Below are 24,407 nucleotides of genomic sequence, written 5' to 3'. Positions count from 1 at the left end.
GAATACATGAATACGACCAATCTTTTCAAAATAGCCCTCAAGGCCATTGCTTCCAATAAGCTACGTTCTTTTTTGACGGCTCTCGGCATCATCATCGGCGTGGCCTCGGTTATAGCCATGCTGGCCATCGGCCAAGGCTCGAAACGCAGCATCCGCAAACAAATCTCGGAAATGGGTTCGAATATGATCATGATACATCCGGGAGCGGATATGCGCGGCGGCGTGCGTCTGGATGCCGACGAAATGCAGACCTTGAAACTGGAAGACTACGAAAGCATACGTAATGAAGCAAAATACCTGACAGCCGTCAGTCCGTCGGTCAACAGTGCCGGACAGTTCATTTACGGTAACAACAACGCCCCGTCCAGCATATACGGGGTCAACGAAGATTACCTCACCATACAGCAACGTAAAGTGGCAGACGGCGAGTTCTTCACGGAACAGGACATCAAAACGGCCGCCAAGGTATGCGTGTTGGGACAGACCGTAGTGGATAACCTGTTCCCCGACGGAAGCAGCCCGATCGGACGTGTGGTGCGGTTCAATTCCATCCCGTTCCGTGTGGTCGGCGTACTGAAGTCCAAAGGTTATAACTCCTGGGGGATGGACCAAGACGACATGGCACTCGCCCCCTACACCACAGTCATGAAACGCATCCTGGCGGTGACTTACCTTCAAGGCATCAACTGTTCTGCCGTTACCGAAGATGCCACGGATATGGCGATCGAGGAAATCACCGAAATCTTACGCAAAAACCATAATTTAAAAGAAGAAACGGAAACCACAGAAGCCGACGTGGACGACTTCACCATCCGAAGCCAAGAAGAAATCTCTTCCATGATGAATTCCACGATGGACTTGTTGACGATTTTATTAGGTAGCGTGGCCGGCATCTCACTGATTGTCGGAGGTATAGGCATCATGAACATCATGTACGTATCCGTAACGGAAAGAACCAAGGAAATCGGACTCCGTATGTCTGTAGGAGCACGCGGCATAGACATCCTGAGCCAGTTCCTCATCGAAGCTGCCATATTGAGTATCGCGGGAGGCTTGATCGGTGTCATATTAGGTATAGGAGCCGCATACGTCATCAAGGTTGCGGCCAATATGCCCATCTTCATCCAATGGTGGAGCATCGTGATGAGTTTCGGTGTCTGCACGTTTATCGGGATTTTCTTCGGCTGGTATCCCGCCAAGAAAGCCGCCAATATGGATCCAATCGAAGCCATCCGGTATGAATAAACGACTATGAAATGGTACTTGAATTATAAACACTCACAGGAACTGCTCATCCATCTCTTGGCATGGGTGTTCCTGTTTTGTTTGCCACCGATGCTGATCGGACGGGCCAACGAACGCCCCGGCCAAGAGGAAATGTTTCGTATGATGGGGCCTCCTTTGGCCATGGCCATGGTGTTCTACCTCAATTATATATGGCTTGTTCCCCAACTGCTGTTCAATAAAAGAAATAAAGCCTACGTCCTCTCCAATGTGGCGTTCTGCATCGGTATGCTGTTCTTCACCCATCTGTGGTTTGAGCTGGTCAATGCCTATTTTCACAGTACTCCCCCTCCTCCCAAAAACAGTATGGGATTCTGGGGCTTCCTGTTGTTTCGTTTGCGCGATTTCATTCTGTTCGGACTGATTGCAGCACTGGCCGCCACCATCCGTATGAGTAAAAAATGGCACGAAGCTGAATTGGGCAGGCAAAAGGCCGAACTGAAAAGGATTGAAGCCGAACTGAAAAACCTGCACAACCAGATCAATCCGCATTTTCTGCTGAACACCCTGAACAACATCTATGCCCTGATTGCCTTCGATACGGACAAGGCACAACAGGCGGTACAGGACCTCAGCCGATTGTTGCGTCATCTGCTTTACGACAATAATCAGGATTTCATCCCGCTGAACCGTGAATTGGAATTTCTGAAAAACTATGTGGCACTGATGAAAATCAGATTGTCATCTAATGTAGACTTGCAATTCCATATCGACATTCCAAGCGAAAACCCGATCCGGGTAGCTCCGCTTATCTTCATATCTTTATTTGAAAATGCCTTCAAACACGGCATCAGCCCGGTCAAACCGAGCTTTATACATATCAAAATCTACAGCTCCGGTCCCGACACCCTAAGCTGCTCTATCGAAAATTCTTATTTTCCTAAGCAAAGGAACGACATCAGCGGAAGCGGCATCGGTCTGGAACAAGTCCAGAAACGTCTAGATCTGATTTATCCCGACAAATATGAATGGACCAAAGGCTGTGATGAAAACGCTACGGTCTACAAATCAATATTAACGATACACACTACCACAAAATGACTCTTAAATGCGTAATCATAGATGACGAACCGCTGGCATTGGAACTGATGGAAAGCTATGTCCGCAAAACACCTTTCCTGGAACTATGCGGCAAATACAACAGTGCCGTCATGGCACTGAACGACATCAACTTCAGGAACATCGACTTATTGTTTTTGGACATACAGATGCCCGACCTCAACGGCTTGGAATTATCCCGGATGCTCCCCCAAGACACCCGTATCGTTTTTACCACGGCTTTCGACCAGTATGCGTTGGACGGCTTCAAAGTCAACGCTTTGGATTATCTGCTCAAGCCTATTAACTATAATGAATTCTTGACTGCCTCCCGTAAGGCTTTGGAATGGTTTGAACTGAAACATCAGGCAAATCCTTCCCGTGAAGAGGACTTTATTTACGTAAAATCCGACTATAAACTCGTTCAAATCCGGTTGGAAGACATACTCTACATCGAAGGACTAAAAGACTATCTGAAGATTTATACGGAAAACGACCCTCGCCCTGTCCTGACACTTATCAGCATGAAAAGTATGGAGGAACGCCTGCCGTCTCCCCGATTCATGCGAGTACACCGCTCTTACATCGTACAGATGAACAAAGTGAAAACATTGGATAAGGGACAAATCATTTTCGGCAAAACCCGCATCCCCATTTCAGACACCTATAAAACAGATATTACGGCCTACTTGAACAAGTATCTCTTATAAAAGGTACAAAAATGACTAAAACAGAAGGTCCGTCTGCCCGATATTGCTTTTCTTTTATTAAATTTGCGCAGAACTTCAAAAAGATTGAACCCATGAGAAAAATTCTATTATTGTTATTATGCGTACCGATGTTGGTTTGCGCAAAATCCAAAAGAGACGACAGTAAATATCTGGTCGGTGCCGTACCTGAAGTGAACGGACAAGTGCTGTTCCAGCAAACCTTTGCCGTGGAAGGCAAAAACAAACAGCAGATATACGACGTGATGAAAGCCTACCTCAATCAGTTAATGAAAGGGGAACAGCAAATGAAAGGCACCAAAATGGCTATGGAGGATGCCTCTACCGGTACGCTGGTCGGACGTTTCGAAGAATGGATGATATTCAAGAAGAAACCTTTCGTCTTGGATCGCACGCGTTTCCGTTATTTGCTCACCATAAAATGTTCCGACGGGAAGTGTCACATGGAACTGACGCAAATCAGTTACTATTATGAGGAAGATTTGGACGGGTATAATGGCCGTACCTACAAGGCGGAAGAATGGATCAATGATGCCAACGCCCTCAACAAGGCTCAAAACAAGTTGCTGTGGGGTTCTGCCAAGTTCCGTCGTAAAACGGTAGACCGCGTAGAAGAAATCTTCACCGGAGCACGCGACGCTTTTGAGCAACCGGCGAAAGAAGAACACCGGGCCACGAAACTCATTGAATAACAAAGAACCATATGGCCGGAGCCTATAAGATGGCACACAAAAATGCCGCAAACTGTCCAAAACTATTCGGAGGACAGTTTGCGGCATTTTTGTGTATGATTGTTTATATGCGGATAATTCCTGCTTTGTCAGGTGCCTAATTCAACGACTTTCTCTTTTCCCGGGAAGACGGTCAGCCTTGCTGTTCCGTCACCATTTATCACCACCTTTGAGTAGCCGGCCTCCACCACGACTTTTCCATCCAACATGATGATGCCCCACCGGCACGGACTGACCTCAACGGCGCAATAGTAGCCGACGGGGAGCTGGATGTTCCTGTAAACAGGAGGGACTACCACTTTATCCCCCTGCCTCAATCCCCATCTCATGCCGGACTTGAACGGCACGACAGCTTTCATTCCCTCCAGACGTGCCATGCGCTTCCGTTCGTTTGCCCGCCGTTCCTCGGCCACCATCATATTCGTCCGTCTTGCCGCTTCGGCTTTCAAGCGGGGTATCACCACGTCAAAATTCTCGTCCGCCGTCTTGGGATTTTCACAAGCGATGTATTTCTTACCCCTGCCTTCCTCCACAATGTAATACTTGCCGACATTGTCCACGATGACAATGCTTCCGCCAGACAGCATGCCGCAATAACGGTAATAGGTGTCATAGTCATTTGCAAGCAGGCACACGCAGTCATGCCCCCAACGGGCATCGTCTTCGTTGACTTGACGGCATACGGGAGCGGCATAATAATCATAGACAAGAAGACAGGAACTTGTGGCATGGAAAATATGACATCCGGAGACTTTCCTGATTTTATACTGTTCCTTTGTCCGGCTGTAATACATACCGTCCTCTTCAAGTATTTGTACAGGTCCGAACTGCCGTATCCTCGGCTGTTTATTGTATATTTGGCCACTGAGCAAATCCATGTATGTTTTCCGGCCGTTATTACCCGTAAGTGCAAGGATATTGCCTTTCATGAATTTTGTGCTTCGGCAACGTCCCAACCGCATCCTGACGTTGCCGGATTCATCCACGATACCCGTTTGCCCGTTGTCAAAACACACGGTGGCAAGCCCTTCAGCCGTGTCAAGGACGCTATGGTATCGTGCCGTGGACGTTATCTTGTTGCCGCGCTTCAAGCCGTACAGGCCGCTTGCCCTGTCCTTGAACGGTCTCAGTTTTTCGGGTTGTAGCGAATCGTTCTCCGGCAAAGATTTGCCACTTTGCAGGTAATCCAACAACTGTCCGTGCGACACGATGGTTTCCAGTTGTCCGTCTGTTTCTGCTGTTTTATCTTTATCTGTTCCCTGCGATAGAGCCATATATGACACCGCCCTCGTATTTGCCTCCGGATAACCTTTTCCGGCAAGCCGTCCCTCGAACATCGCCTGCCAGTCCCGGTGGGCCGTCGGCAGACCGAACAGGCGGTAAAGCCCCACATTGTCGATTATCATGCAGCTTTCCTTGCCTTCCGTCTTGCGCAGTCCGCGCCCCACCTGTTGCAGGTACTTGGGCAACGACAGTGTCGGCCGTGCCAACTGGATAAACTCCACGTCAGGGCAGTCAAAGCCCTCGCTGAATACGTCCACATTGACAAGAACCTGTATCTTGCCCTGCCTGAAGTTTTCGACAAGCCGTTTCCGTTCGTTTGCAGGTGTCTTGCTGTCAATGGCGACGGTGTTCATCCCGTATTGATTGTAATATCCAGCGATATTTCGTGCGTGACTGATGCTGATGGCGTACACGATGCCTTTCTTGCCATCGGCATATTGCCTTACGCTCTCATACAGCCTTTCGATACTTGGTCGCCTGTTCAGCACGGTGTCCATCTCCTTCACCTGAAAATCTCCGTCCGCTCCCCGTCTTTCCAGCCCGTTTATTAACCGTTGCTCTTCGCTGTCCGGACGTATGGATACATAATCAAAGGTGGAAAGCCATCCTTGCCGGATAAAGTCCGCTATGCTATCCGATGTTATAAGCGTGTCAAATAAGTCAGTGAACCCTTTGCGATTCAGCCGGCAGGGCGTAGCGGTCGTACCTAACTTCTTCGCATTCGGATAGCGCAGCCACAGTTCCCTGTAAGTCCCGGCAAGCGCATGGTGCGCTTCATCTATCACTATCAAACCCGGTCTTTCGTCCTTCACGTCCTCCCAATGCTTTGACAGCCACTGGATGGACATCACCTTCACCCTTCCGTCATCTTTGGATATACCGTATCGTGCGACCGTCTCCTCTATCTGCTCCACCAACTCGCGGCGGTGCGCAACAATCCAAACGCTTGCTGTATCATCAGCCATCATCCGGTCGGATATGACCGAAGCGAGCAAGTGTGTCTTGCCCGTTCCAGTGGGCATCTGCACCATCACGGACGGGTATTGCCGCCAAGCTTCGAACAAATTGTGTTTGATGTTTTGTTGGTAAGGACGGAGCATATAGGGTATAAACAACTGACGGCATCGGCCTGTCATTCTTCAATAGAATACATTCGTACAGAAAAATGCAAGAACCGCTTGTTTATTCGTGCAGAAAAATGTAATTTTGCATCGATTGTTCGTGCAAATAAATGTAATATGGAACGTAATGTATTATCTCAACTCATTGAATGGAAGCATAAACCGAACCGGAAACCGCTCATACTCAACGGGGCAAGACAGGTGGGCAAGACATACATCTTGAAAGAGTTCGGCAGGACACAATACAAAGACACGGCTTACATAAACTGCGACAACAACGCTGTCGTAAACAAGATATTCTCACAGGACTACGACACACGCCGCATCCTCTTGTCATTGTCCGCCGTGACGCACGTAAACATAAAGCCGCACGAAACGCTGATAATCCTCGACGAGATACAAGAAAACCCGTTGGCGTTGAACTCCCTGAAGTATTTCTGCGAGAATGCGCCTGAATACCACATAGCCGTAGCTGGCTCACTGTTAGGAATCTCATTGCACAACGACACTTCTTTTCCCGTGGGCAAGGTTGACGTAATAAAGATGTACCCCATGACGTTCGATGAATTTCTCATGGCGGTTGGCGAGAAGCAGATGGTCAGCATCTTGCGCTCGCAGGATTTTTCCCTGATAGACACATTCGGGAGCAAACTGACCGACTGTTTGCGTCAATATTACTTCACGGGCGGCATGCCGGCTGTTGTGAACGAGTATGCAAGGAGTTACAATATTGGCGAAGTGCGGGACATTCAGAAACAAATCTTGTTTGGATACCGCCGTGACTTCTCCAAGCACGCGCCCGCAAGCCAGGTGCCACGCATCAACCAAGTGTGGGACTCCATCCTTTCACAACTCGCCAAAGACAACAAGAAGTTCATCTACGGAGCGGTAAAAAAAGGCGCACGCGCCTCCGAGTTTGAAATCGCCATACAATGGCTTATTGATGCCGGGCTTGTTTATCGCATAAATCGTGTCACATCGCCCACAATGCCCTTGAAGTTCTATGAGGATTTCTCCGCCTTCAAGCTGTTCACGCTCGATGTGGGCTTGATGGGTGCAATGGTTGGCACTCCCCCCGAGGACATCCTGATAGGTGAAAGCTGTTTTAGCGAGTACAAAGGAGCTTTCACCGAACTTTTTGTCCTCACGCAAATCATGCCGCAAGACATCCCCGTCTATTATTACAGTGCAAACGACTCACGCGTTGAGATTGATTTCATCATCCAGAAAGGCGGCAGGATAATCCCGGTGGAAGTAAAGGCGGAAGTGAACGTGCACTCAAAATCGTTGCGCACATACATTGACAAGCATCCCAGACTTACAGGCATGCGCCTCTCCATGTTACCCTATAAAGACCAAGGTTGGATGGTGAACAAGCCGTTGTATGCGGTGGGCTTTTGCTTGTAAGGGGAGGATTGGTTTATTTCTTAATGCAGGTTATGCGTAAGCGTCCAAAACAGACGTGTTCCCATTGTATTCAAGCTGTTTTGCAAGTAGATTTTACTTGTCGAAAGGATTTTTATATATGCCCAATAATTGCTTAGCAAAATAGTAGAAGAACAACATATCGTCTACAAAATATCGCTTGAACATCCGTTTGGGCTCCATGAGGAAACGATAAAACCATTCCAAGGCCAGCTTTTGGAAGATTGTGGGAGCACGTTTCACGTTCCCTGACTCGAAGTCGATAGTCGCGCCAAGTGCCATCCACAAGTCCACTTCCGGCATACGATCTTTATGTGCGAATATCCACTTCTCCTGTTTGGGGCAACCTACGCCCACTAGCACCACGTTTGCCCCGCTCGCGTTTATCACCTTATATATGTGCTCGTTTTCATCCTTGTTTTTCTCGAAACCCATGGATGGGGAATAAGCACCGACCACGATTTGCCGCCCCACTTTCTCGTTGATGCGTTCCATGGCCTTGACGGCCACGCCCTCCTTCGCCCCAAGAAGGAATATCCTGCACCAAGGGTCGTAGCGGTGATGCATGTAGAAGGCTGTGAAGAAGCTCGACCCGGGAATGGCCTCTGGCAGCGGACGTTTCAACAGTTTCGATAGTAGATAGAGTATTTTGCTGTCGCACACTAACCAATCGGCTTGCCTGTATAGCCCGTAAAAAGTTCTGTCCTTTTGCAGCTTTACCAAATGGTCTACGTTGGGGGTTATCAGCACGCCTTTATCCAGTTTTTGCAATAACTCATCCTGTGTCAGCGCGAGTATGTCTATGTTTAAAAATCGGGTTGTATTCATAATCACATCTACTGAGCGTTGTCTTTCATGTCCGCATAAAGTTCTTTCAGCTTATGTATGTTCGCATCCAACGAAAATGCCTCCTTTATCAAGCCATACGACTTTCGGCTGAAAGCCATCCTTAAATCCTCGTCACCGACCAGTTTCAGCAAGCACCTGCACAGGGCATCCACATCGCCCGGCCTTATCAAGAAAGCGTTTTTCCCGTCATGCAACACTTCAGGAATAGACGCGATGGACGTGCTAATGTTGGGTATGCCTTGCGCCATGGTCTCCAAAATGGCCATCGGCAAGCCTTCATTGTAGGACGGCAACACGTTAATCATGCTCTGTTTCATAAAGTCCTCCTTTTGCTTGCCGTCCGACCATCCGACATGGGCAATCCGATGCTCAATGCCCAACGCCTTTGCCTTGCGCGAAACCTCTTCCGCTTCACCATCACCGCAAAGGAGGAACTTCACGCCTTCCGGCAAATCCTTGTCTGTCCGTCTGATTGCTTCCAACAAGTCATAAACGCCTTTCCTATGCCCCAATCTCCCAAGGAACAGTACATTGTCAGCTTTTATGTCGTAAGGATTAGCGGGAGGCGCATACACCGCATTGTAGAGCACTTGAACCTTCGCTTTGGGTGCCTTGTCCGTAATCATGGACACCAGACGCCTGCTTAGCACAATGTTCAGGTCAGCCATGCGGAGTATTTTGTTTACATACTGCTTGCCTTTGGGAGAAAGACTGTTGTAGAACCGCTCGAACTCTGCGCCATGATGGTGCAATATCACCCTGATGCCCAATCGCCTCAAAGCCCTCAAAAGAAACGCTTTCCGGTAGAAACTGCCTCGCTCTGCCACATGCAAATGGGCTACGTCCGGCCTTTCGCATAACGCCAACCAAAGAATGCGGATGCAAGCCACGGCAAAATAGGCCATCAACACGAATTTGTTGGCCTCTATGTGCGTAGGCACATACTTGATTTTCACGCCCTCCCAATGGGGATAGTTCAAATAGTTCTTGACAACAGAGACCATGCCTCCTTTCACTTTAAGTGAGGAGGAACACATAAGAATGCGAACCATAAAAGAATAATATAGTTTGTAAGTGTATTCAGGCTGTGTTATATCTCAAACACTTTTCTCCACTGATAATCTTCCGTTCTGAAGGTTTGGCTGAAAATACGCGCCAAACAGCGGCACACATATGCCATAAACAGTATATAAGCAGTGCCAATGAGAAGATTCAAAGGGAAAAGCCAATTGAGCCTCTCCGTGAAAAGGTAGAATTGGATAAGGTTTGATTCCAAACACAAACCGCCTGTCAACATGATTGCATTGCGTCCCATGCGAGTTGAATAAAGTCTTTTTAAAACTTCTGCATTGCAACACTTCCAAAAATAATACACAATGCCTGCAAAGAAAGGCAGTGTGAGAATTTGCCAAGGGGCGATGGATGTGTTTTTCTTTGACATGAATTGTATGCCGTAAAAAACGGTTAGGCACAGAACAAGCATTGCAGCATCAGTCCATTTCGTTTTGACCATCAAAATTCCGCCCTTAACTTTTAGCCCAATCCAAGCTCCCATCAGCATCATGCAAAAAAAAGGAATCCACCGGAATAGTGTCGTAATGCCATATATGCCTTTGCTGCCTGTCTCCACCTTGTAAGGAAAAAAACAGTAAGCTATCAATGTAATGATAACCACAGTTGTCACTACCCAAGAAAAATGCTGTATGCAATACTTCTGAACGAAGTACAGCAATACGTAGTAGATCATAATAGCAATAATAAATTCACCCCCCAATATTTTATATATATTTAACTTATTTACAGGCAAATATCCGACTAATATAACTAAAAATAAACAAGCAAAAACGGAAGGATAAATTCTACTTATACGCTTCTTATACCAATTGTCAAACCGATTCGTTCCACGCCAAAACAAGGTATATCCCGAACAAAATAAGAATAAGGCATCACCGATTGCCCCTCCTGTCGCCAATGCCGAATACTTGAGATACATAATGTCCGCATGGCTGTTAATGATGAGAAACACCGCTAAGAACTTCACGATGTCAATGCTTATATCACGTTGTTTTGGCATAAGAATTATATGTTTAAAATTATACATCCTTCTTTACTTTGCAGTATTATTCATTGATGTACGGATACTTGAAAAGTCATAATTAACTCACGTCCTCTTTTTTATCACCTTAGCAGGATTGCCCCCCACAATGGAATATGGTTCTACATCCTTTGTCACAATAGAGCCGGCTGCAATAATACATCCGTCCCCTATGGTATGCCCCGGCATAATCATTGTTCTGGCACCAATCCAACAGTCATCACCGATTTGTGTAACCTTATTTTCAGTTTTCCCTTGAAAACACATGGGCTTTTTTGTGTCAGACGTTATATGGTTGTTGTCAATAATATAAACTTCAGGAGCCATCATTACGTATTTTCCGATGACGATGTTATGGGGCACCGTGCAGTGCGCTCCTATTCCGCTGTAGTCTCCTATTTCCACCTCTTTGCCATTGCCGAAGTATGCACGGCGGTTGATGGTCGATATTCTTCCGCATTGCTTGAATATTCTCTTCACGCAGAATATCCTGATGGCGTTACAAAGTTTCCCAATTCCGGGAGTGTACGAATCCGGCAACCATGTGGCGAAACCGTAGTAGATCAAAAGAAAAAATGTTCGTTTCATGTGCGTAAAATCAATGATAGTATTCCATACGGTTTACGATATGTACAGTTTGGATATGGATGATAAACTATCTCTTTCTTATTCCCCCCCTTAGAGAACGAAGTATTGTTACCCCACCGGATATGTGCAAACGATGAAATAGCATGGCTGTTTTAAAGAAAACAGAAAGCGACGGATGATGCAGGATGGTACCGAATGGAAATTTTTCTTCCATTTGCAAGGATGTGATTATAGGCTTTTCTCCGTTCAGCAGGATGGTACTTACTACTCCTATCCTAAAGTATTGGAAAGCCGTTCGGAGTTTTATGTCGTTTGTCTTTTCCTTTTTAAAAAACATTTCCATCTGTTTTATCAGCAGCAACATTCCTTCCTGAGACTTGTTACTCAGGTGTTTTGTCGTGTATGAGTATTCATTTCCACAAAAATAGTTATATAACGGTTTGTTCACATAAGCGATTCTTTTGGCAAAGTAAAACAATCTGTACGTTACGCAAAGGTCTTCCAGCATGTTCATTCCTTTAGTACATGTAATGTGGTATCTGTCATACAACTCTTTCTTGACAAGTTTATTCCATACGCCTCCATGCATTTGTCCGGATAACAAAGCAATGACACAATCGGTATTATCACAGGGCGGATTTACGTGAATCTGCTTTGTTCTGGTGTAATATACTTCGTTGTAGTCGCATATTGTGATGTCTGCGTTTTCTTGTACAGCTTTTCCATACAGTTTCTCTAACATGTCCGGAGCGAGCCAGTCATCACTATCCACATAGATGACGTATTTGCCGCAGGCATGGCTCATACCTGTGTTACGAACTGCGGCTATGCCGCAGTTCATGTCGTGATTCACGACATGAACCGTCATTTTCTTTTCATCAGGACGGGCATTATAGGCGCAAAGCACCTCGAAAATTATTTCCATGCTCCGGTCGGGTGTACAATCGTTCACAATAATCACTTCCACACCTTCTTGCATGGTCTGCCCTAACACGGTGTCTATGCAACGCCCCACATACTTTTCTACGTTGAAAACCGAAATTATAACGCTTATGAGATACATGTTACTTTTGAAAATAGTGAAGTAATTTATAGATAATGAAATTTATATGGAATAACTTATGTTTTATGGTCAGCAATATAAATCTATGTGGAAGTGACATTTGAGAAATGGGATATTTCAAAAATATTATATTCCAACCTTTGTTATTATAAAGCTCGTGACATAATGCCTTTTTCTTTTTGTATCCGTAATGAGATAATAGAATGTTTTTCAAAAAGACTCTGTTATATCCAATAAAGAATCTTAAAGCTCTTTGTTCTAAATGTGCCAAGCCTTGTTTTTGCAGTATAAAAATCATTTCCTGCAACAAAGCAAGATTGCGGGATAATTTATCCTCTGAAAATGTTTGGGTTAAGGATGTGTTGTTATAGCAGTAATGATATAGTGCTTGGGGAATAAAACGGATATTTTTACAATGCGGTAATAATTGTATGTCAAAAAGAATATCTTCGGAAAGAATCTCTCTTTCGGACATAAATCGAATGTGATATCGATCAATTATTTCTGTTTTATAAATGGCATGCCATACCGACATCGGTTCGCTGCGTTCTTGTTTTGAATGAACATCGCAGGCTATCATGTTTCCTAAGACAGTTATAATTTCATCTTTGGTTATAATTCTGTCTGTCACATGTTCCCGGATTATTTTGCCATTTCTCTTTTGTGCATTTACCCCACAGTAAACAATATCGAAATTTTGTGCAACGGTTTCGTTATACAGTTGCTCATACATGTTTTCTGATACATAGTCATCGCTATCCACAAAGGCTATGTATTCTCCATTTGCTATGTCTAACCCACTGTTGCGGGCAAAACCTAATCCGGCGTTTTTCTTATGGATTACTTTTATTCGGGAATCCTTTCTGGCATATTCATTGCACAAGTCAGGACAGTTGTCAGGCGAACCGTCATCTACCAATATTATTTCTATATCTTTAAGCGTCTGATTAAGAAGCGACTGTATACATCGGTCCAAATACCGCTCAACGTTATATATTGGAACTATGATACTTACCTTTGGCATATTATTAATTTTTATTGATTTTGCGTGCTGGAATACCTGCGATAGTTATTCCTGGTTCCATAAAAGAATTTACGACAACAGCTCCTGCTGCAATTTTTATATTGTCGGCAATTTTTACATTACCTATTATTTTAGCACCCGCACCGACCATAACATTATCGCCGATGACAGGACATTCATTTGTCTTACCATTGTTACCTATAACTACAGTCCCATGTATATGGCAATTTTTTCCTATGACGGCATTGCCATTAATTACATTGTTGTAATGATAAATCACAAGACCGACTCCAATGTGTTCCGTGCCGATTTCCAGACTTAATTTTTCACCCAATATTTGTTTTCTTCTGATATAATAGACATATAGTGTCTGATAAATGATTCTTTTTACCCCTTTTGTTTCTGAAAAACACCGACGATAATAATCTGCGTACCGAGACAAGCGTAACCATTTCCATATCCGATAAGGTGCTTCATTTTTAAGCATAGACAAAAAGGTGCTTCCTGAATATAAAACATGACTTGTATATATACTTTTTTCAAGTGCAAGTATTTCTTTGAATTCTGCTTTTTTCATACATATCGACGGTGTCTCATAGTGGTGATGTTAGTTTGATTATCCTTAGAGTTGGGATTTTTATTTAAAAACAGGTAATACGGTAGTATCATGTTGCAGAACTGAATTAGGCTATAAGCAATGGTATTGTCTGAAAAATAAGTTATAAGACAATATAAAGATGTGAGAATATAATAATAGCTACATTCATTGTTTATAATTTTATGTTTTCTAATATTGAACCCAAACATTAAGGAGAAAAATATAAATGTTCCCACGGCACCTAATTCGATATATATTCGTAAAATGTCGTTATGTATTCCCATAATGCCATTGAATGGGTCTTTGTTTGCCAAATATTTTCTAATATATCCAAACCCATCACCCAAATAATCAAAAGAAAAAGAGGACCGGGAAATAAAATAGTTATAAAAAATGTCTCTGCCTTTTAAATCTACATCATATTGTTCTGCATAAATCTCATATACACCGTTATAAATAAAAAACAAGAATGAGAATATTATGACAATAAATAGTAGTCCGCCACATTTTACAAACATTCTTTTAATTAATGGCAAATGTGACAATATGTAACTCAATACAGCCACGACAAGAAATGCACCAATAGCAATGCGTTTTGCACAGATTAATGAAAACAAGAGAGAAATTATAATTGGAAAGAATTTTTGTTTCCAATCTCCGCTTTTCCATAAATATGCTAAAGCAATGAGTGGAAATGCCAAACCAAATTCATGAACTTCAAAGATTTTATCAAAGGCTTCCCCTTCTACACTCCAACCGAATCGCTCTTCTGAAAGGTTAAATGCCATTAGTAATATATATAACGGGCCGAATTGGACAAAACCATTTATTGTCAGTATGACATAAGCAAAAGAAAATGATAGGAAAAGGAAATTGAGGATTCTTTCTTGATACTTGAACAATAATTCATACCCAGTCCAAAATATCAACAATAATTTCAATACATCAGACATTCCACCAATAAAATATTCCAATTCAGTCTTTCCAATAAGCAACAAAATGAATGTATAGATTGGAGCAAATAACCAAGGGTAAAACATATAACGCATGGAATGTGATAATGCTTTATGTTTTACATGATTATTTTTCATTAAGTAAATGGAAAAAAGCAACAATATTAATAAATAGCCATAAAAACGTATATTGGCAGGTAGTACCGTTGTTAAGTTGCCAAATACTAATATGAAAGTAAATATGTATAATGATTTATCCTTCAATAGTGTTTTCATTGTTCCTCTTCTCATTTGTTTTATATACACATAAAATCATGAGTTTAAATCAGTTAATCGTTATAATCCCCCATACTATATACAGATTGTTGACAAACTCCAATAACATAGAATGTGTATTGCATTCTAAAAATCATCCAATCCATAACGCACCTTATACTGCATGTATAAAGGCGAACCGTGAAGCCATTTATCCATGCAATGCACAATGTGCCCCAAATCACGGGCGAAATAAAGCAAAGAACTGCCGAAGCCTATCACGGATAACCCCGAAGTAGAAGCAAGGACAATCTCTAAAGGAATGGAATTGTCAAGTACTTCGTATTTCCTCCCTTGCCGATCGAAATATGATTTTATGGTATCGCATTCTTCTTGAGACTGAGCCGGATGGAACTTGATATAGTTGAAAGGTTGGGCAAACTTATCAACTAATTTTTTGCACTTGTCAAGATAGAACTCTTGTTCCACCAACCCGTTCTTTACAAAGCCGTCGAATACGAAAACATGGGCATTGTCTTTAATAGCCAATGGCATATCCACATGCGGCCATCTGATAATATGGTTGGTTGACGGGAGATACTTAAAATATTCATCAGAAATGGCGTATGAATCCAAGTCCCTTTGTTTATTCAATTTGACAGGCATATACCATCCGTAAGCTCTCCATATTCTATCGGTATGTCGATATAACTTATCCGCAACAAAACAGCGGAGTTTTTGACGGAAAGACAAGTGTGTGGTAATGGATTTCCGATAAATCATCCCACCTTCTTGGATATAAGCGGCTTTGACGCATTTTTTGTGCGTATAGAGTGCCTGTGCGAACACCATGGCGAAATGTGGAGCGTAAAGAACGAATGAGCTTCCTGCCACATGGTCGATTAATTTGTCGATTTCATCCAGCAAGCCTTTCCTTTTTCTATTATCGAGCAATTGCTCTTGCCTGTCTGCCAAATCGGTCACGTCCACCGTTTTGCATCCCGGTTCAATCAGGCTATTGCTGTAATGCCTGGAATAGAGGAACACAACCGCTTCCTTATCTATTTTTAAGAAATCCAGAACTCCCATTGCTGTTAAAAATAAGGTGTGGGAGTGAATTAAAAAAATATGTTTCATTATATAGCTCAATTATTCTGTTACTTGTAGTTATGCAGCCTTATCCTGCTTAAGACTTTCTTTTTTAAAACCTCCGATAAAAAACGTTTTTCATTCTTAGTCATGCCTGCGAAAAGAATAATCAAGGCTGTATAGCTCATGATTGTCAAGGTCTTCATGGCAAAAACACCGAACCCTTCTGTTGCCGGCCACGGAGCAAGATGTGTGGCTGTCCCGGACAATACGAATACCAGCAGGCATGGCATTAGTACTTCTCGCAGGAACGGCTTTATGGAAAAAGCGTATTTCTTCTTGGATTGCCAAAGCAAAGCGATTAAGACAAAGGCTTTGAAGATGATATTAAGAACAAACACTGTCTCGACCGCCATGCCTATCTTCAGGCAGGCATAAACGGCTGCAATGTTTACCAAATAGATAATGGTAAGGTTAATTTCATAAGCTTTTATTTCGCCTTGCGCAATCACTCCTGTACATACAGGTGTAACCAAGCATTCCAACAAGGTGTACAGCAAAATCAAGATAACAAAATTAACCGTATGGGCAGGAACCGTCACCAGCCATAGTTGCAGCACGTATTCGATGCCTGCGTATAAGGGTAAAAGTAGGATTAGCAAGATGAAGAAACCAAACTTTTGTGTCCGCAGAATTAGTTTATGCATCGCCTCTACATTTCCTTGTGCATAGTTTTTTGTTATCAATGGGTTGGAGGCCATCATGAAGTTCGACACAAAGCTGAAAACTCCAGTATTTACTTGCATGGCAATTCCACGGGCGGCGTTCACTACAGGCCCGCCGAAAAGATTCAGCAGCAGATTACAGCCTTGATCTTTCAGTACGGCTATTCCTCCTCCCACAAAAGACCATCCGGTGAAACTCGTCATGGATCGTAGAAGCGACTTGTCGAAAACAAACGCGAAATGAGATTCCTCGAAATGGCGTTTGCAATAAATGCCATAGACCATCCTGACAATCAGTGCCACCAAGGTAGTGAGGCACGCATAGAGCATCAGCTTGTCTGTAGGGGACATACATAATGCGTATGCCACCAGCAACTTCAGCATGACTTCAAGTATTGAAATCCGCGCAAAGACGGACATCTTTTCATGGGCGATGATTACGGCATTATATGGAACACTCAATAAATTGATGACAAAAGCCAACAAGGAAAACCGCAATACCCAAATGGCTGAGAACAACCGTTCGGGGGGCATCACCATCTTTGTGTCAACAAACCACACCCCGGCAGTTTCTGCAACCAACCACAACAAGACGGCTATCGCCAAAAGGACAATAATCGAAGTGGAGAAAATCTCCCTCGCACGCTTCAAATTGTTGCGTCCTATCTCTATCGTCAGGTAGCGGCTTATTGCAACTGTAACACTGCCCGAAATGATATTGAACATGGAAACAAATCCACCCACCACATTGTAAATACCATAATCCACCTCGCCCAATGCTTCCAACACGATGCGAACGGTGTACAGGCTCACCGCCATCACCAGAATCTGCCGGACATATAGCAAGAGGGTGTTTTTGGCTATGCGCTTATTGGCATCGGAAGAGGTACTCATAAAGCCCGGTTCATCTACAAGTTCAAGTCTTTTTTTATCGCCTCGTATTTGGCATTGTCACGATAACCATGTATTTTGTAATCCAGGTTCCATTGGTAGTATAATCTTCTCATCCAGCGGACGCGGCTTAACAAATGAGCTAGATTTCTTTGGGGCTTATATACCAACCATGCCCATAAATAGGGAGTAATGCCGATTTTCACGTGGTTTTTCTTGGCCATGCGTACTGTTTCTGATACGTAAGATATTTTGTTCGAAGCTATCATCTGCCCAATCCTTTGTCTCTTATACTTATAAAAACACTCGATGTCAAATACCTCACCGAAACGTTCTAACTTTCCCAACACATACAACTGCACCATGGTGCGAAGGCACTTGTTGCAAATACCGCAGTTCCGTTTCTTCCATGTTTTTTCTACACCGTTAATTTCCATTCCGCATACATTCAAGTGTTTGCAAGCCGCTTTATCTGACGATATGTAATCTTCCTTTTCTATCCTGCTGCATTCAACACCAGTACTATAAAATGATAGATTCTCGGTATTCATGCAGCCAACAGTATACACGTCGAACACGGAGCCATCATGCCCATGGACTTTGCTCAAATCAAGGTGGAAATATTCAATGGAATCCCCAGAACTTACAAAATAGGTCTTTACCAATTTTTGGATGGCCAGCACAACAGATCCATAAACCGGTGTGAAGAAGTTGCAAAATCCCCAGTAAGGGTATCTATAATACTCGTGTAAATTTGAATAACAGCCAATGGTGTCACATCCTATGTCTTTTGCTATTCCCTTCACTTCTTCCAACTGCTTGCGATAATACTCCGCTATGCGTTTGCTATTGTTGTCCATCGTCCCTGTTGACGAAAATACAAGATGGGTGAGTTGGAAACTTTTGCTTACATGCTCTTTGTTGTGTCTGACAATTGTGTAAAACGAATCTACACCACCGGAACATCCTGTAGCCACTTTCCCTAAATTCTCCACAGGCTTGTCTGAAACCGTGCCTTTGAGTTGTATGTTGCTCAATTTTTCAGCATTGTATTTCGACACCATCGGTATAAAATAGATGGAAAGCTGGTAATACAGCTTTTCAGACAAGGGTACTTCGTATTCAACATCATAATTGTCTTCCATCGCCATTATCAACAACCCTAAGACAAAAGCATCCGAACGCTCGTGGCATAGATAGGGGGCAAAACGCTCTTCAAACTCAAAGTACAAGGTCGATTTTTTTGATGACGCAGCGTTGTGGTTTATTTTGGTTATATCAGCGCATAGTCTGACAGCCTTGCCATTCACCGCTGATTCAAGAGTTTCAATGTAAGGCTTGCCTATATGTATAGTTCCGTTAGTACTGCTCATTGTTTAATGAATTTTCTAATGAATAAAAGATGTTCAATTTATTAATGTGGCTACCATGCCATTCCTCTCATTTTACATTTATTTCGGTTATCTAGTACATTCAATTACAGTGCATTATGTATTGGCCGCTACTCCAATAACTCCTTATTTTCAAGAATCAACTTCTTATAGAGTTGTTCAGCGATATAAAAATCGAGAGGAGTGTCGATGTCTATGGCCTCAATCTCGTCCGTAATGACGAACTGAGGGTTCTTCCCAATGATGTTGCTGTTGCGAATTAAATCGTCACGCCTGACCACTGTCACACCAAAATTGAGAGCCACTACATCGGGCAAATCCTGTGAATTCGGAGCGTGGACGGGATCATAATTCAAAGGTTTACGGTCCAACCATAAAAACTCTTTCACGGCAGATACGGTGGACAAACAATCAAAAGTGGAAGAGGAAAGGAATTGGTTAATGCACTGTGAAATGGTTTGAGGTTTGACGAATGGGGATGTGCAAGGGCTGTAAACAAAGATGTCCGTGTCTGTCACTTCGCCAAGATGACGGAAAAACTCACTGCCAGAGCATCGGGAGGAAGCGTAATACTCTTCCCTGCGATGGATTTTCACCCTCCCTTTATGACTTTTATTAACTATTTGTATAGCTTCCTCCGAGTTGGTATTCACTACAATGGAAGTCAATTCAGGCACTTGGAGCAGGGTATTTATCTTCAACTCCATGAGACTTGTGTCCGCAAAGGGACGTAAATTTTTATCCTTCACACGCTGTGATCCAGTGCGTATGGGAATTACTGCTGTAATTTTCATTATATTGTTTCTATAAGTGTACAAATTAAAAGAATTTTTCCAAATCACCTCTTAACTGGATTTTATCGCTCCTAAGTTTAGCAAAATGCGAATCATAATCTATTTTCTCATATTTTGCTTTATTTGAGAATAGTCTATCTCACTTGATTAATATTGTCTTGGATTAAACTTAACAAACCTTTCTCGGTAATTAAGCTATGGCAAGTAGACATAATCATCTCTTTTGCGATTACCATATCACTCTTGTGATTGCAACCAATCTCAGCTATGATTTTTGGTGTGTTCATATTTGTATATAATTTAATGATTCAGATGTAAAGCCCTTTATATTGTGGAATGTAAGCGTCCAATTCTGACGTTCCCCCCAGTGTAACAGGTGGCACATCTAAAATAAAATGGAAATCCAGTTGATTTTTACAATTTGTTAGCACTTATACCGATGGTTGAGGGCATAAGTTTTCCGAAATCAAGGTTTCCTGCGGTTATCTCCTCAAAGAATTTCTTGAGGTATTCCAGAATTGAGTACCCCTGCAGCTTACATGTGGATGCGATGGAATGGTATGACGCACTCACGTGCGCCATGCGGCAGAGATGGTCAATGTCCAGCATCTCGTCATCAAGATAGAAGTACACGTTGTAGCTATCGGTCTGGAGGGCTCGGAGTTCCCTGCCTTCCAGGATGTCCTTCATCACTAAACTTTTTATGTTGACAGCACGAAAGTAGGCACATCTATCTGATTGGGTAATACGGCTGTTTTGGATGCTTACGTTTAGGTTATACAACCTAAAAGTCATGAGCACTTATAATCCCCGATGCAAATATCCTTGCCTACTTGCACCTCGACCTTACCGCTTGCCAACTACAAAAGCTGTATGTATTCGGGCTGCACCTCCACGGCAGCGGCAAGGAGACTGGGAAGTTCTACGAACAGACGCTTGATATGTGCCCCTTGGATTTTCTGCAAATTCCCTTCATATCCGTCCAAAGGGCCGCCTACGATACGCACTTTCCTACCTATCATATCGGAGGATATTTCTTCGGGCGTGTAATAGCACGGATTCTCGGAGGACTCAACGGCATGAATGAAACGTTGCATGTCGGTTTCCCTGACCGTCATCGGGATTTTGTATCCACCGCGCAGATAACGATATTGCACGGTATTGTATTTCTCGACTATTGGGTCAACTGCCAGCCGCGTGCCATTCACAAAAAGCAGATCCTGAATGAAGGGCACTTCCTCCCGGCAACGCTTCCCGTGCTTCACAGAAAGTTTCCACACCATGGGTGTGAATACCTCCATCCCCAAGTCCTTGAACAGCTTGTATGCCGGTTGTTTAGCGTTGCACCGCTTAAGATCGCGCATGACGAACCATAGCGGACGGTCTTGTACAGGAGTATGGAAGTCGTTCATTTTTCAGGTACGGGCATCTTTTCTAATCCTGCAAGCTGTCGTAATCCACACGGCAACAAGCAGTTACAAAAACCAAGCTATTGACTTCTATTAAGTCCATAAGATTGTTCCATCGCCGTCACTACTCATAATAGCGTTTGTGTTAGTATTGAGTTTCATGACGTTTTTTGTCCGTCTCCTAATATGAGATGGATATTCTGCTGCAAAGGTAGTAAAAATAATTAAACATCAAGTGTTTTGACAAATTTATTTGCGCTTATTTTTCATGAAGCGGCAACGGATTAAGCAATTTGTTGACGGAGTCTTTTTATGAAAACTTTGTAAAATATTGGTATTTAGCTGTTTCACAAAAAATATCCATCTCATATTAGGAGACGGACATTTTTCGAAACGGTCGTTTGCGTCAAAGCCCCTCCAAAATCATACGGTTTACTTTGTCCACTTCGCTTGACTTTATCGAGTCGAGGTAGATTTGTGTGGTCGTTTCCGAATCGTGCCCGAGGCCTTCGCTTATGACTGCCAACGGAACGTCCCTGCCACGTGCAATGGTGGCCCAACTGTGCCTCGTATAATACATTGACAATGACAGCGGCAGTCCTGTCTGATTTGCTATGTCTTTCAGGAGCCTGTTGATTTTCCTCATCTGATTCTGGTACTGCCTGCGTTCGTTTCCGTCCTCACGGGTAATGATTGGCAGGAGATAACTCGTGCCGTTGGACTTGTATTTGTCTATGATGTCCTGCATCTGCTTGGTCCATTCTATCGTCATGAGCTGTCCCGTCTTCTTGCGGCGGTATGTCAGGCAGCCGTTGTTCAGGTCGGTCTTCTTCAGGTAAGCCATATCTATGAAGGACATTCCGCGCGTGCAGAAGCTGAACATGAACATGTCCCTCGCGAAATCCATACTTGGCTTTCGCGACAAGTCCAGGCCGTTGATTCTCTTGATTTCGCTGAACGGTAGGCTCCTTTTCACAGTCTTATCTATACCGCAGTAGACGTTCCTGAACGGATGGCGGTCGGGTGTCAACCCCTTTTCTACTGCCAACTTGTAGTTGGTGCGCAAGATGCGCATATAGAAAGAGGTGCTGTTGCGTGTCAGTCCGCATTTCCGCATCCATGCCTCGTAGAGTTCCATAAGCACGCCGTCCATCATGTCGAACGTCAGGTCAACACCCTTGCGGAAGTACGTGAAGCTGTTAAGCATCGAACGGTATGTCTCGGATGAGCGCACCTTGCCTATCTGTTTCTTATGGCTTATCTGTCCCCGGATGAAGTTAAACACGCTGTCCGGCCGGTCTATGCAGGACGAGAAGTTGGCGGCGAGTTCGTCAAGGTTTAGTGTGACGGTTGCCTTTTCACTTTCCTGCACCATCCGCTGTAGCCTGTTCAGTTCCCACTGTAGGGCAGATTCTATCGAAACAAGGTGGGCGTAGCGTGGCGAGGACAGCGTGGGTAGGGCTATCCTCCCAACCTCGTCATCCCATTCCTCGGCGAAGATTTTATACTCGCTCGTTATCCTGCGCACCGTGCGTCCGTATATCAGTTGAAACACTATTGAGCCTTCCTTGCCCGGAGTCGTTGACGGCCTGAATTTTAGTTTTATAGATGTCATGGTCCAATGTTTTCTTGTTCTTTATATAAATGTCGACGACAAATGCCACATTATTATATATTGGGGCAAAGCTATACCCCAAACCACCCATAGATTCTGCGCCAAACGATTTTCCGTTCTAAGCCAAACGATTTTTCAACCTGCTGAGATCGATTTTCGGATGTACTGACTCCGTCTTACGCACTCTTTCATACTGCTCCCCCTACTCTACCTCCCACAAACAGTTTTTCGCCCGAAAAGGTTCGCTTCCTTCAGACCTCTTCTGTACCAACGTTTTAAGGTGAACTTTCTACCGTACAATCCTTCACCGGGATTTCACCGGAAAACGGGTTGTCCGCATGAAATTGTTTTTAACGAATTTGCAGTTGCATTGGTTTTCAACGCGTTACGGTGAAGGGCTTGACAAAGGCTTTTTCATGTCGTATATTTGCAAACGAGAAAACACCGAAAATACAAAGCATAATGGACTTCAAAAAGATTGCATGCACCGCCGTAAGACGGTGGAACGAAAAACGTATGGCAGGAAGGGCGAAGGACGTGCCCCGCAATGCCACGCCGCAGGCGGAAACCACTGTAGCCACAGCCAAAACCGGTGCGGCCAAAACCGGAACCACTACGCCGAGGCCCACATCCGTTCCGCAGCACACGCCAAACGTCCTCAGGACGGCGGAAGCAAAGGCTATTCAAAGCGAAATGCCTTCCCCGAAAGCCGCCAGTCTCGAGTCCGCCCTCGGCGGCTTCCTCGCCAGACGATACGAGTTCCGTTTCAACGTGCTCACCGAAGCCACGGAATTCCGCCACCTGTCTGATGAGGGAAACGGGACCTTCCGGCCCGCCACGGAACGAGACCTGAACGCCATCTGCCTCGAAGCGCACCGCCACGGCATCGACTGTTGGGACCGCGACGTGGCACGCATGGTGCACTCTGCCGATGTACGGGAATACCATCCCTTCCGGCTGTATTTCCAACGGCTTCCGGCATGGGACGGACGCGACCGACTGCACGACCTGGCCGTCCGTGTGTCGGACAGTCCCCTGTGGATACAGGCTTTCCACCGGTGGATGCTCGGACTGGCCGCACAATGGGCCGGACTCTCCGACGGGCTGCATGCACACAGTACCGCGCCCCTGCTCGTCAGCGACGAACAAGGACTCGGCAAGTCCACCTTCTGCCGCGCCCTGCTGCCACCGGAGTTACAGGCCTACTACACCGACAGCGTGGACCTCGCGCGTCCCGACAAGGTGGAAAGGCAACTTACCGAGATGGGCTTGCTGAATTTGGACGAGTTCGACCGCATACCCGAGAAGAAACACCCGCTCCTGAAAAACCTCATGCAGCTCTCCGCCCTCAACCTGCGCAAGGCGTACCGGCGGCACAGCCAAGCCCTGCCGCGCATCGCCTCCTTCATCGGCACGTCCAACTCGCGCGAACTGCTTTCCGACCCTTCGGGAAGCCG

Annotated in this window: 22 protein-coding genes; 6 read left to right on the top strand and 16 right to left on the bottom strand. The window is 44.5% G+C overall.

Annotation, left to right across the window (positions count from 1 at the left end; translation table 11 throughout):
- Nucleotides 1-6: 6 nt before the first annotated feature.
- The 4 genes from HMPREF9441_RS05945 (at nt 7) to HMPREF9441_RS05930 (ending at nt 3,742) form a co-directional block, all read left to right on the top strand.
- The gene (locus HMPREF9441_RS05945) at nt 7-1,245 is read left to right on the top strand and encodes an ABC transporter permease (protein ID WP_008619122.1); all 1,239 of its coding nucleotides are present in this window, start codon (nt 7-9) and stop codon (nt 1,243-1,245) included.
- Nucleotides 1,246-1,251: 6 nt separating this feature from the next.
- Nucleotides 1,252-2,325, top strand: a complete 1,074-nt coding sequence (locus HMPREF9441_RS05940; protein WP_008619121.1) for a sensor histidine kinase — start codon at nt 1,252-1,254, stop codon at nt 2,323-2,325.
- Nucleotides 2,322-3,032, top strand: a complete 711-nt coding sequence (locus HMPREF9441_RS05935) for a LytR/AlgR family response regulator transcription factor (protein WP_008619119.1) — start codon at nt 2,322-2,324, stop codon at nt 3,030-3,032. The genes HMPREF9441_RS05940 and HMPREF9441_RS05935 overlap by 4 nt, the downstream gene beginning before the upstream one ends.
- A 92-nt stretch (nt 3,033-3,124) precedes the next feature.
- A complete protein-coding gene (locus HMPREF9441_RS05930) occupies nt 3,125-3,742 on the top strand; it encodes a DUF4468 domain-containing protein (RefSeq protein ID WP_230315436.1) in 618 nt (205 codons plus the stop codon).
- Between the two features lie 128 nt (nt 3,743-3,870).
- Here HMPREF9441_RS05930 and HMPREF9441_RS05925 read toward each other — a convergent pair whose 3' ends face one another.
- Nucleotides 3,871-6,165, bottom strand: a complete 2,295-nt coding sequence (locus HMPREF9441_RS05925; RefSeq protein WP_008619106.1) for a DEAD/DEAH box helicase — start codon at nt 6,163-6,165, stop codon at nt 3,871-3,873.
- Between the two features lie 138 nt (nt 6,166-6,303).
- Between HMPREF9441_RS05925 and HMPREF9441_RS05920 the strand changes: the two genes are divergently transcribed.
- Complete coding sequence (locus HMPREF9441_RS05920) at nt 6,304-7,593, top strand: ATP-binding protein (RefSeq protein ID WP_008619105.1); 1,290 nt, start codon at nt 6,304-6,306, stop codon at nt 7,591-7,593.
- 93 nt (nt 7,594-7,686) lie between these two features.
- Here the strand turns inward: HMPREF9441_RS05920 and HMPREF9441_RS05915 are convergent, their stop codons facing one another.
- The 15 genes from HMPREF9441_RS05915 to HMPREF9441_RS05845 all read right to left on the bottom strand — a co-directional run bounded on the left by HMPREF9441_RS05915 (nt 7,687) and on the right by HMPREF9441_RS05845 (nt 22,950).
- Nucleotides 7,687-8,439 (bottom strand): WecB/TagA/CpsF family glycosyltransferase, encoded by a 753-nt coding sequence (locus HMPREF9441_RS05915; protein WP_008619104.1) that lies wholly within the window; start codon nt 8,437-8,439, stop codon nt 7,687-7,689.
- A gap of 8 nt (nt 8,440-8,447) precedes the next feature.
- Nucleotides 8,448-9,512, bottom strand: a complete 1,065-nt coding sequence (locus HMPREF9441_RS05910; RefSeq protein ID WP_008619103.1) for a glycosyltransferase family 4 protein — start codon at nt 9,510-9,512, stop codon at nt 8,448-8,450.
- Between the two features lie 38 nt (nt 9,513-9,550).
- Nucleotides 9,551-10,534, bottom strand: a complete 984-nt coding sequence (locus tag HMPREF9441_RS05905) for an acyltransferase family protein (protein WP_244949644.1) — start codon at nt 10,532-10,534, stop codon at nt 9,551-9,553.
- 87 nt (nt 10,535-10,621) lie between these two features.
- Nucleotides 10,622-11,143, bottom strand: a complete 522-nt coding sequence (locus HMPREF9441_RS05900) for an acyltransferase (protein ID WP_008619101.1) — start codon at nt 11,141-11,143, stop codon at nt 10,622-10,624.
- A gap of 67 nt (nt 11,144-11,210) precedes the next feature.
- Nucleotides 11,211-12,206, bottom strand: a complete 996-nt coding sequence (locus tag HMPREF9441_RS05895; protein WP_008619095.1) for a glycosyltransferase family 2 protein — start codon at nt 12,204-12,206, stop codon at nt 11,211-11,213.
- Between the two features lies 1 nt (nt 12,207).
- Entirely contained in the window at nt 12,208-13,230 is a 1,023-nt protein-coding gene (locus tag HMPREF9441_RS05890) for a glycosyltransferase family 2 protein (RefSeq protein WP_008619094.1), read from the bottom strand.
- A gap of 4 nt (nt 13,231-13,234) precedes the next feature.
- Nucleotides 13,235-13,807, bottom strand: coding sequence for a serine O-acetyltransferase (locus tag HMPREF9441_RS05885; protein ID WP_008619093.1), 573 nt, complete (start codon nt 13,805-13,807; stop codon nt 13,235-13,237).
- The gene (locus tag HMPREF9441_RS05880) at nt 13,804-15,072 is read right to left on the bottom strand and encodes a hypothetical protein (RefSeq protein ID WP_232038325.1); all 1,269 of its coding nucleotides are present in this window, start codon (nt 15,070-15,072) and stop codon (nt 13,804-13,806) included. Before HMPREF9441_RS05880 ends, HMPREF9441_RS05885 begins: the two co-directional genes overlap by 4 nt.
- Before the next feature lie 111 nt (nt 15,073-15,183).
- On the bottom strand, nt 15,184-16,125 hold the full coding sequence (locus HMPREF9441_RS05875) for a polysialyltransferase family glycosyltransferase (protein WP_008619091.1): 942 nt from the start codon (nt 16,123-16,125) through the stop codon (nt 15,184-15,186).
- A gap of 68 nt (nt 16,126-16,193) precedes the next feature.
- Nucleotides 16,194-17,744: an MATE family efflux transporter gene (locus tag HMPREF9441_RS05870; protein ID WP_008619090.1), complete on the bottom strand. Its 1,551-nt coding sequence runs from the start codon at nt 17,742-17,744 to the stop codon at nt 16,194-16,196.
- Between the two features lie 14 nt (nt 17,745-17,758).
- The gene (locus HMPREF9441_RS05865; protein ID WP_008619089.1) at nt 17,759-19,114 is read right to left on the bottom strand and encodes a hypothetical protein; all 1,356 of its coding nucleotides are present in this window, start codon (nt 19,112-19,114) and stop codon (nt 17,759-17,761) included.
- Nucleotides 19,115-19,242: 128 nt separating this feature from the next.
- The gene (locus HMPREF9441_RS05860) at nt 19,243-19,926 is read right to left on the bottom strand and encodes an acylneuraminate cytidylyltransferase family protein (protein WP_008619088.1); all 684 of its coding nucleotides are present in this window, start codon (nt 19,924-19,926) and stop codon (nt 19,243-19,245) included.
- Nucleotides 19,927-20,340: 414 nt separating this feature from the next.
- A complete protein-coding gene (locus HMPREF9441_RS05855; RefSeq protein ID WP_244949643.1) occupies nt 20,341-20,616 on the bottom strand; it encodes a hypothetical protein in 276 nt (91 codons plus the stop codon).
- Between the two features lie 170 nt (nt 20,617-20,786).
- On the bottom strand, nt 20,787-21,338 hold the full coding sequence (locus HMPREF9441_RS05850) for a UpxY family transcription antiterminator (RefSeq protein ID WP_008619085.1): 552 nt from the start codon (nt 21,336-21,338) through the stop codon (nt 20,787-20,789).
- Between the two features lie 403 nt (nt 21,339-21,741).
- Complete coding sequence (locus tag HMPREF9441_RS05845) at nt 21,742-22,950, bottom strand: site-specific integrase (RefSeq protein WP_008619082.1); 1,209 nt, start codon at nt 22,948-22,950, stop codon at nt 21,742-21,744.
- Nucleotides 22,951-23,412: 462 nt separating this feature from the next.
- Between HMPREF9441_RS05845 and HMPREF9441_RS05840 the strand changes: the two genes are divergently transcribed.
- Nucleotides 23,413-24,407 (top strand): VapE domain-containing protein (locus HMPREF9441_RS05840; protein ID WP_050806174.1); only part of this gene is annotated, 995 nt, incomplete at its 3' end.

It is taken from the genome of Paraprevotella clara YIT 11840 (genome assembly GCF_000233955.1).
Lineage (GTDB): Bacteria > Bacteroidota > Bacteroidia > Bacteroidales > Bacteroidaceae > Paraprevotella > Paraprevotella clara.
The sequence above is the reverse complement of the archived record's forward strand: the minus strand, read 5'-3'. Positions and strand labels throughout refer to the sequence as shown.

Coding starts and splice junctions, on each gene's coding strand:
- HMPREF9441_RS05925 (WP_008619106.1), bottom strand. CDS start 6,165: ATGCTCCGTCCTTACCAACAAAACATCAAACACAATTTGTTCGAAGCT.
- HMPREF9441_RS05880 (WP_232038325.1), bottom strand. CDS start 15,072: ATGAGAAGAGGAACAATGAAAACACTATTGAAGGATAAATCATTATAC.
- HMPREF9441_RS05885 (WP_008619093.1), bottom strand. CDS start 13,807: ATGAAAAAAGCAGAATTCAAAGAAATACTTGCACTTGAAAAAAGTATA.
- HMPREF9441_RS05900 (WP_008619101.1), bottom strand. CDS start 11,143: ATGAAACGAACATTTTTTCTTTTGATCTACTACGGTTTCGCCACATGG.
- HMPREF9441_RS05940 (WP_008619121.1), top strand. CDS start 1,252: ATGAAATGGTACTTGAATTATAAACACTCACAGGAACTGCTCATCCAT.
- HMPREF9441_RS05850 (WP_008619085.1), bottom strand. CDS start 21,338: ATGAACGACTTCCATACTCCTGTACAAGACCGTCCGCTATGGTTCGTC.
- HMPREF9441_RS05890 (WP_008619094.1), bottom strand. CDS start 13,230: ATGCCAAAGGTAAGTATCATAGTTCCAATATATAACGTTGAGCGGTAT.
- HMPREF9441_RS05860 (WP_008619088.1), bottom strand. CDS start 19,926: ATGAAAATTACAGCAGTAATTCCCATACGCACTGGATCACAGCGTGTG.
- HMPREF9441_RS05875 (WP_008619091.1), bottom strand. CDS start 16,125: ATGGGAGTTCTGGATTTCTTAAAAATAGATAAGGAAGCGGTTGTGTTC.
- HMPREF9441_RS05935 (WP_008619119.1), top strand. CDS start 2,322: ATGACTCTTAAATGCGTAATCATAGATGACGAACCGCTGGCATTGGAA.
- HMPREF9441_RS05915 (WP_008619104.1), bottom strand. CDS start 8,439: ATGAATACAACCCGATTTTTAAACATAGACATACTCGCGCTGACACAG.
- HMPREF9441_RS05910 (WP_008619103.1), bottom strand. CDS start 9,512: ATGGTTCGCATTCTTATGTGTTCCTCCTCACTTAAAGTGAAAGGAGGC.
- HMPREF9441_RS05905 (WP_244949644.1), bottom strand. CDS start 10,534: ATGCCAAAACAACGTGATATAAGCATTGACATCGTGAAGTTCTTAGCG.
- HMPREF9441_RS05895 (WP_008619095.1), bottom strand. CDS start 12,206: ATGTATCTCATAAGCGTTATAATTTCGGTTTTCAACGTAGAAAAGTAT.
- HMPREF9441_RS05870 (WP_008619090.1), bottom strand. CDS start 17,744: ATGAGTACCTCTTCCGATGCCAATAAGCGCATAGCCAAAAACACCCTC.
- HMPREF9441_RS05845 (WP_008619082.1), bottom strand. CDS start 22,950: ATGACATCTATAAAACTAAAATTCAGGCCGTCAACGACTCCGGGCAAG.
- HMPREF9441_RS05930 (WP_230315436.1), top strand. CDS start 3,125: ATGAGAAAAATTCTATTATTGTTATTATGCGTACCGATGTTGGTTTGC.
- HMPREF9441_RS05865 (WP_008619089.1), bottom strand. CDS start 19,114: ATGAGCAGTACTAACGGAACTATACATATAGGCAAGCCTTACATTGAA.
- HMPREF9441_RS05945 (WP_008619122.1), top strand. CDS start 7: ATGAATACGACCAATCTTTTCAAAATAGCCCTCAAGGCCATTGCTTCC.
- HMPREF9441_RS05855 (WP_244949643.1), bottom strand. CDS start 20,616: ATGAAGGACATCCTGGAAGGCAGGGAACTCCGAGCCCTCCAGACCGAT.
- HMPREF9441_RS05920 (WP_008619105.1), top strand. CDS start 6,304: ATGGAACGTAATGTATTATCTCAACTCATTGAATGGAAGCATAAACCG.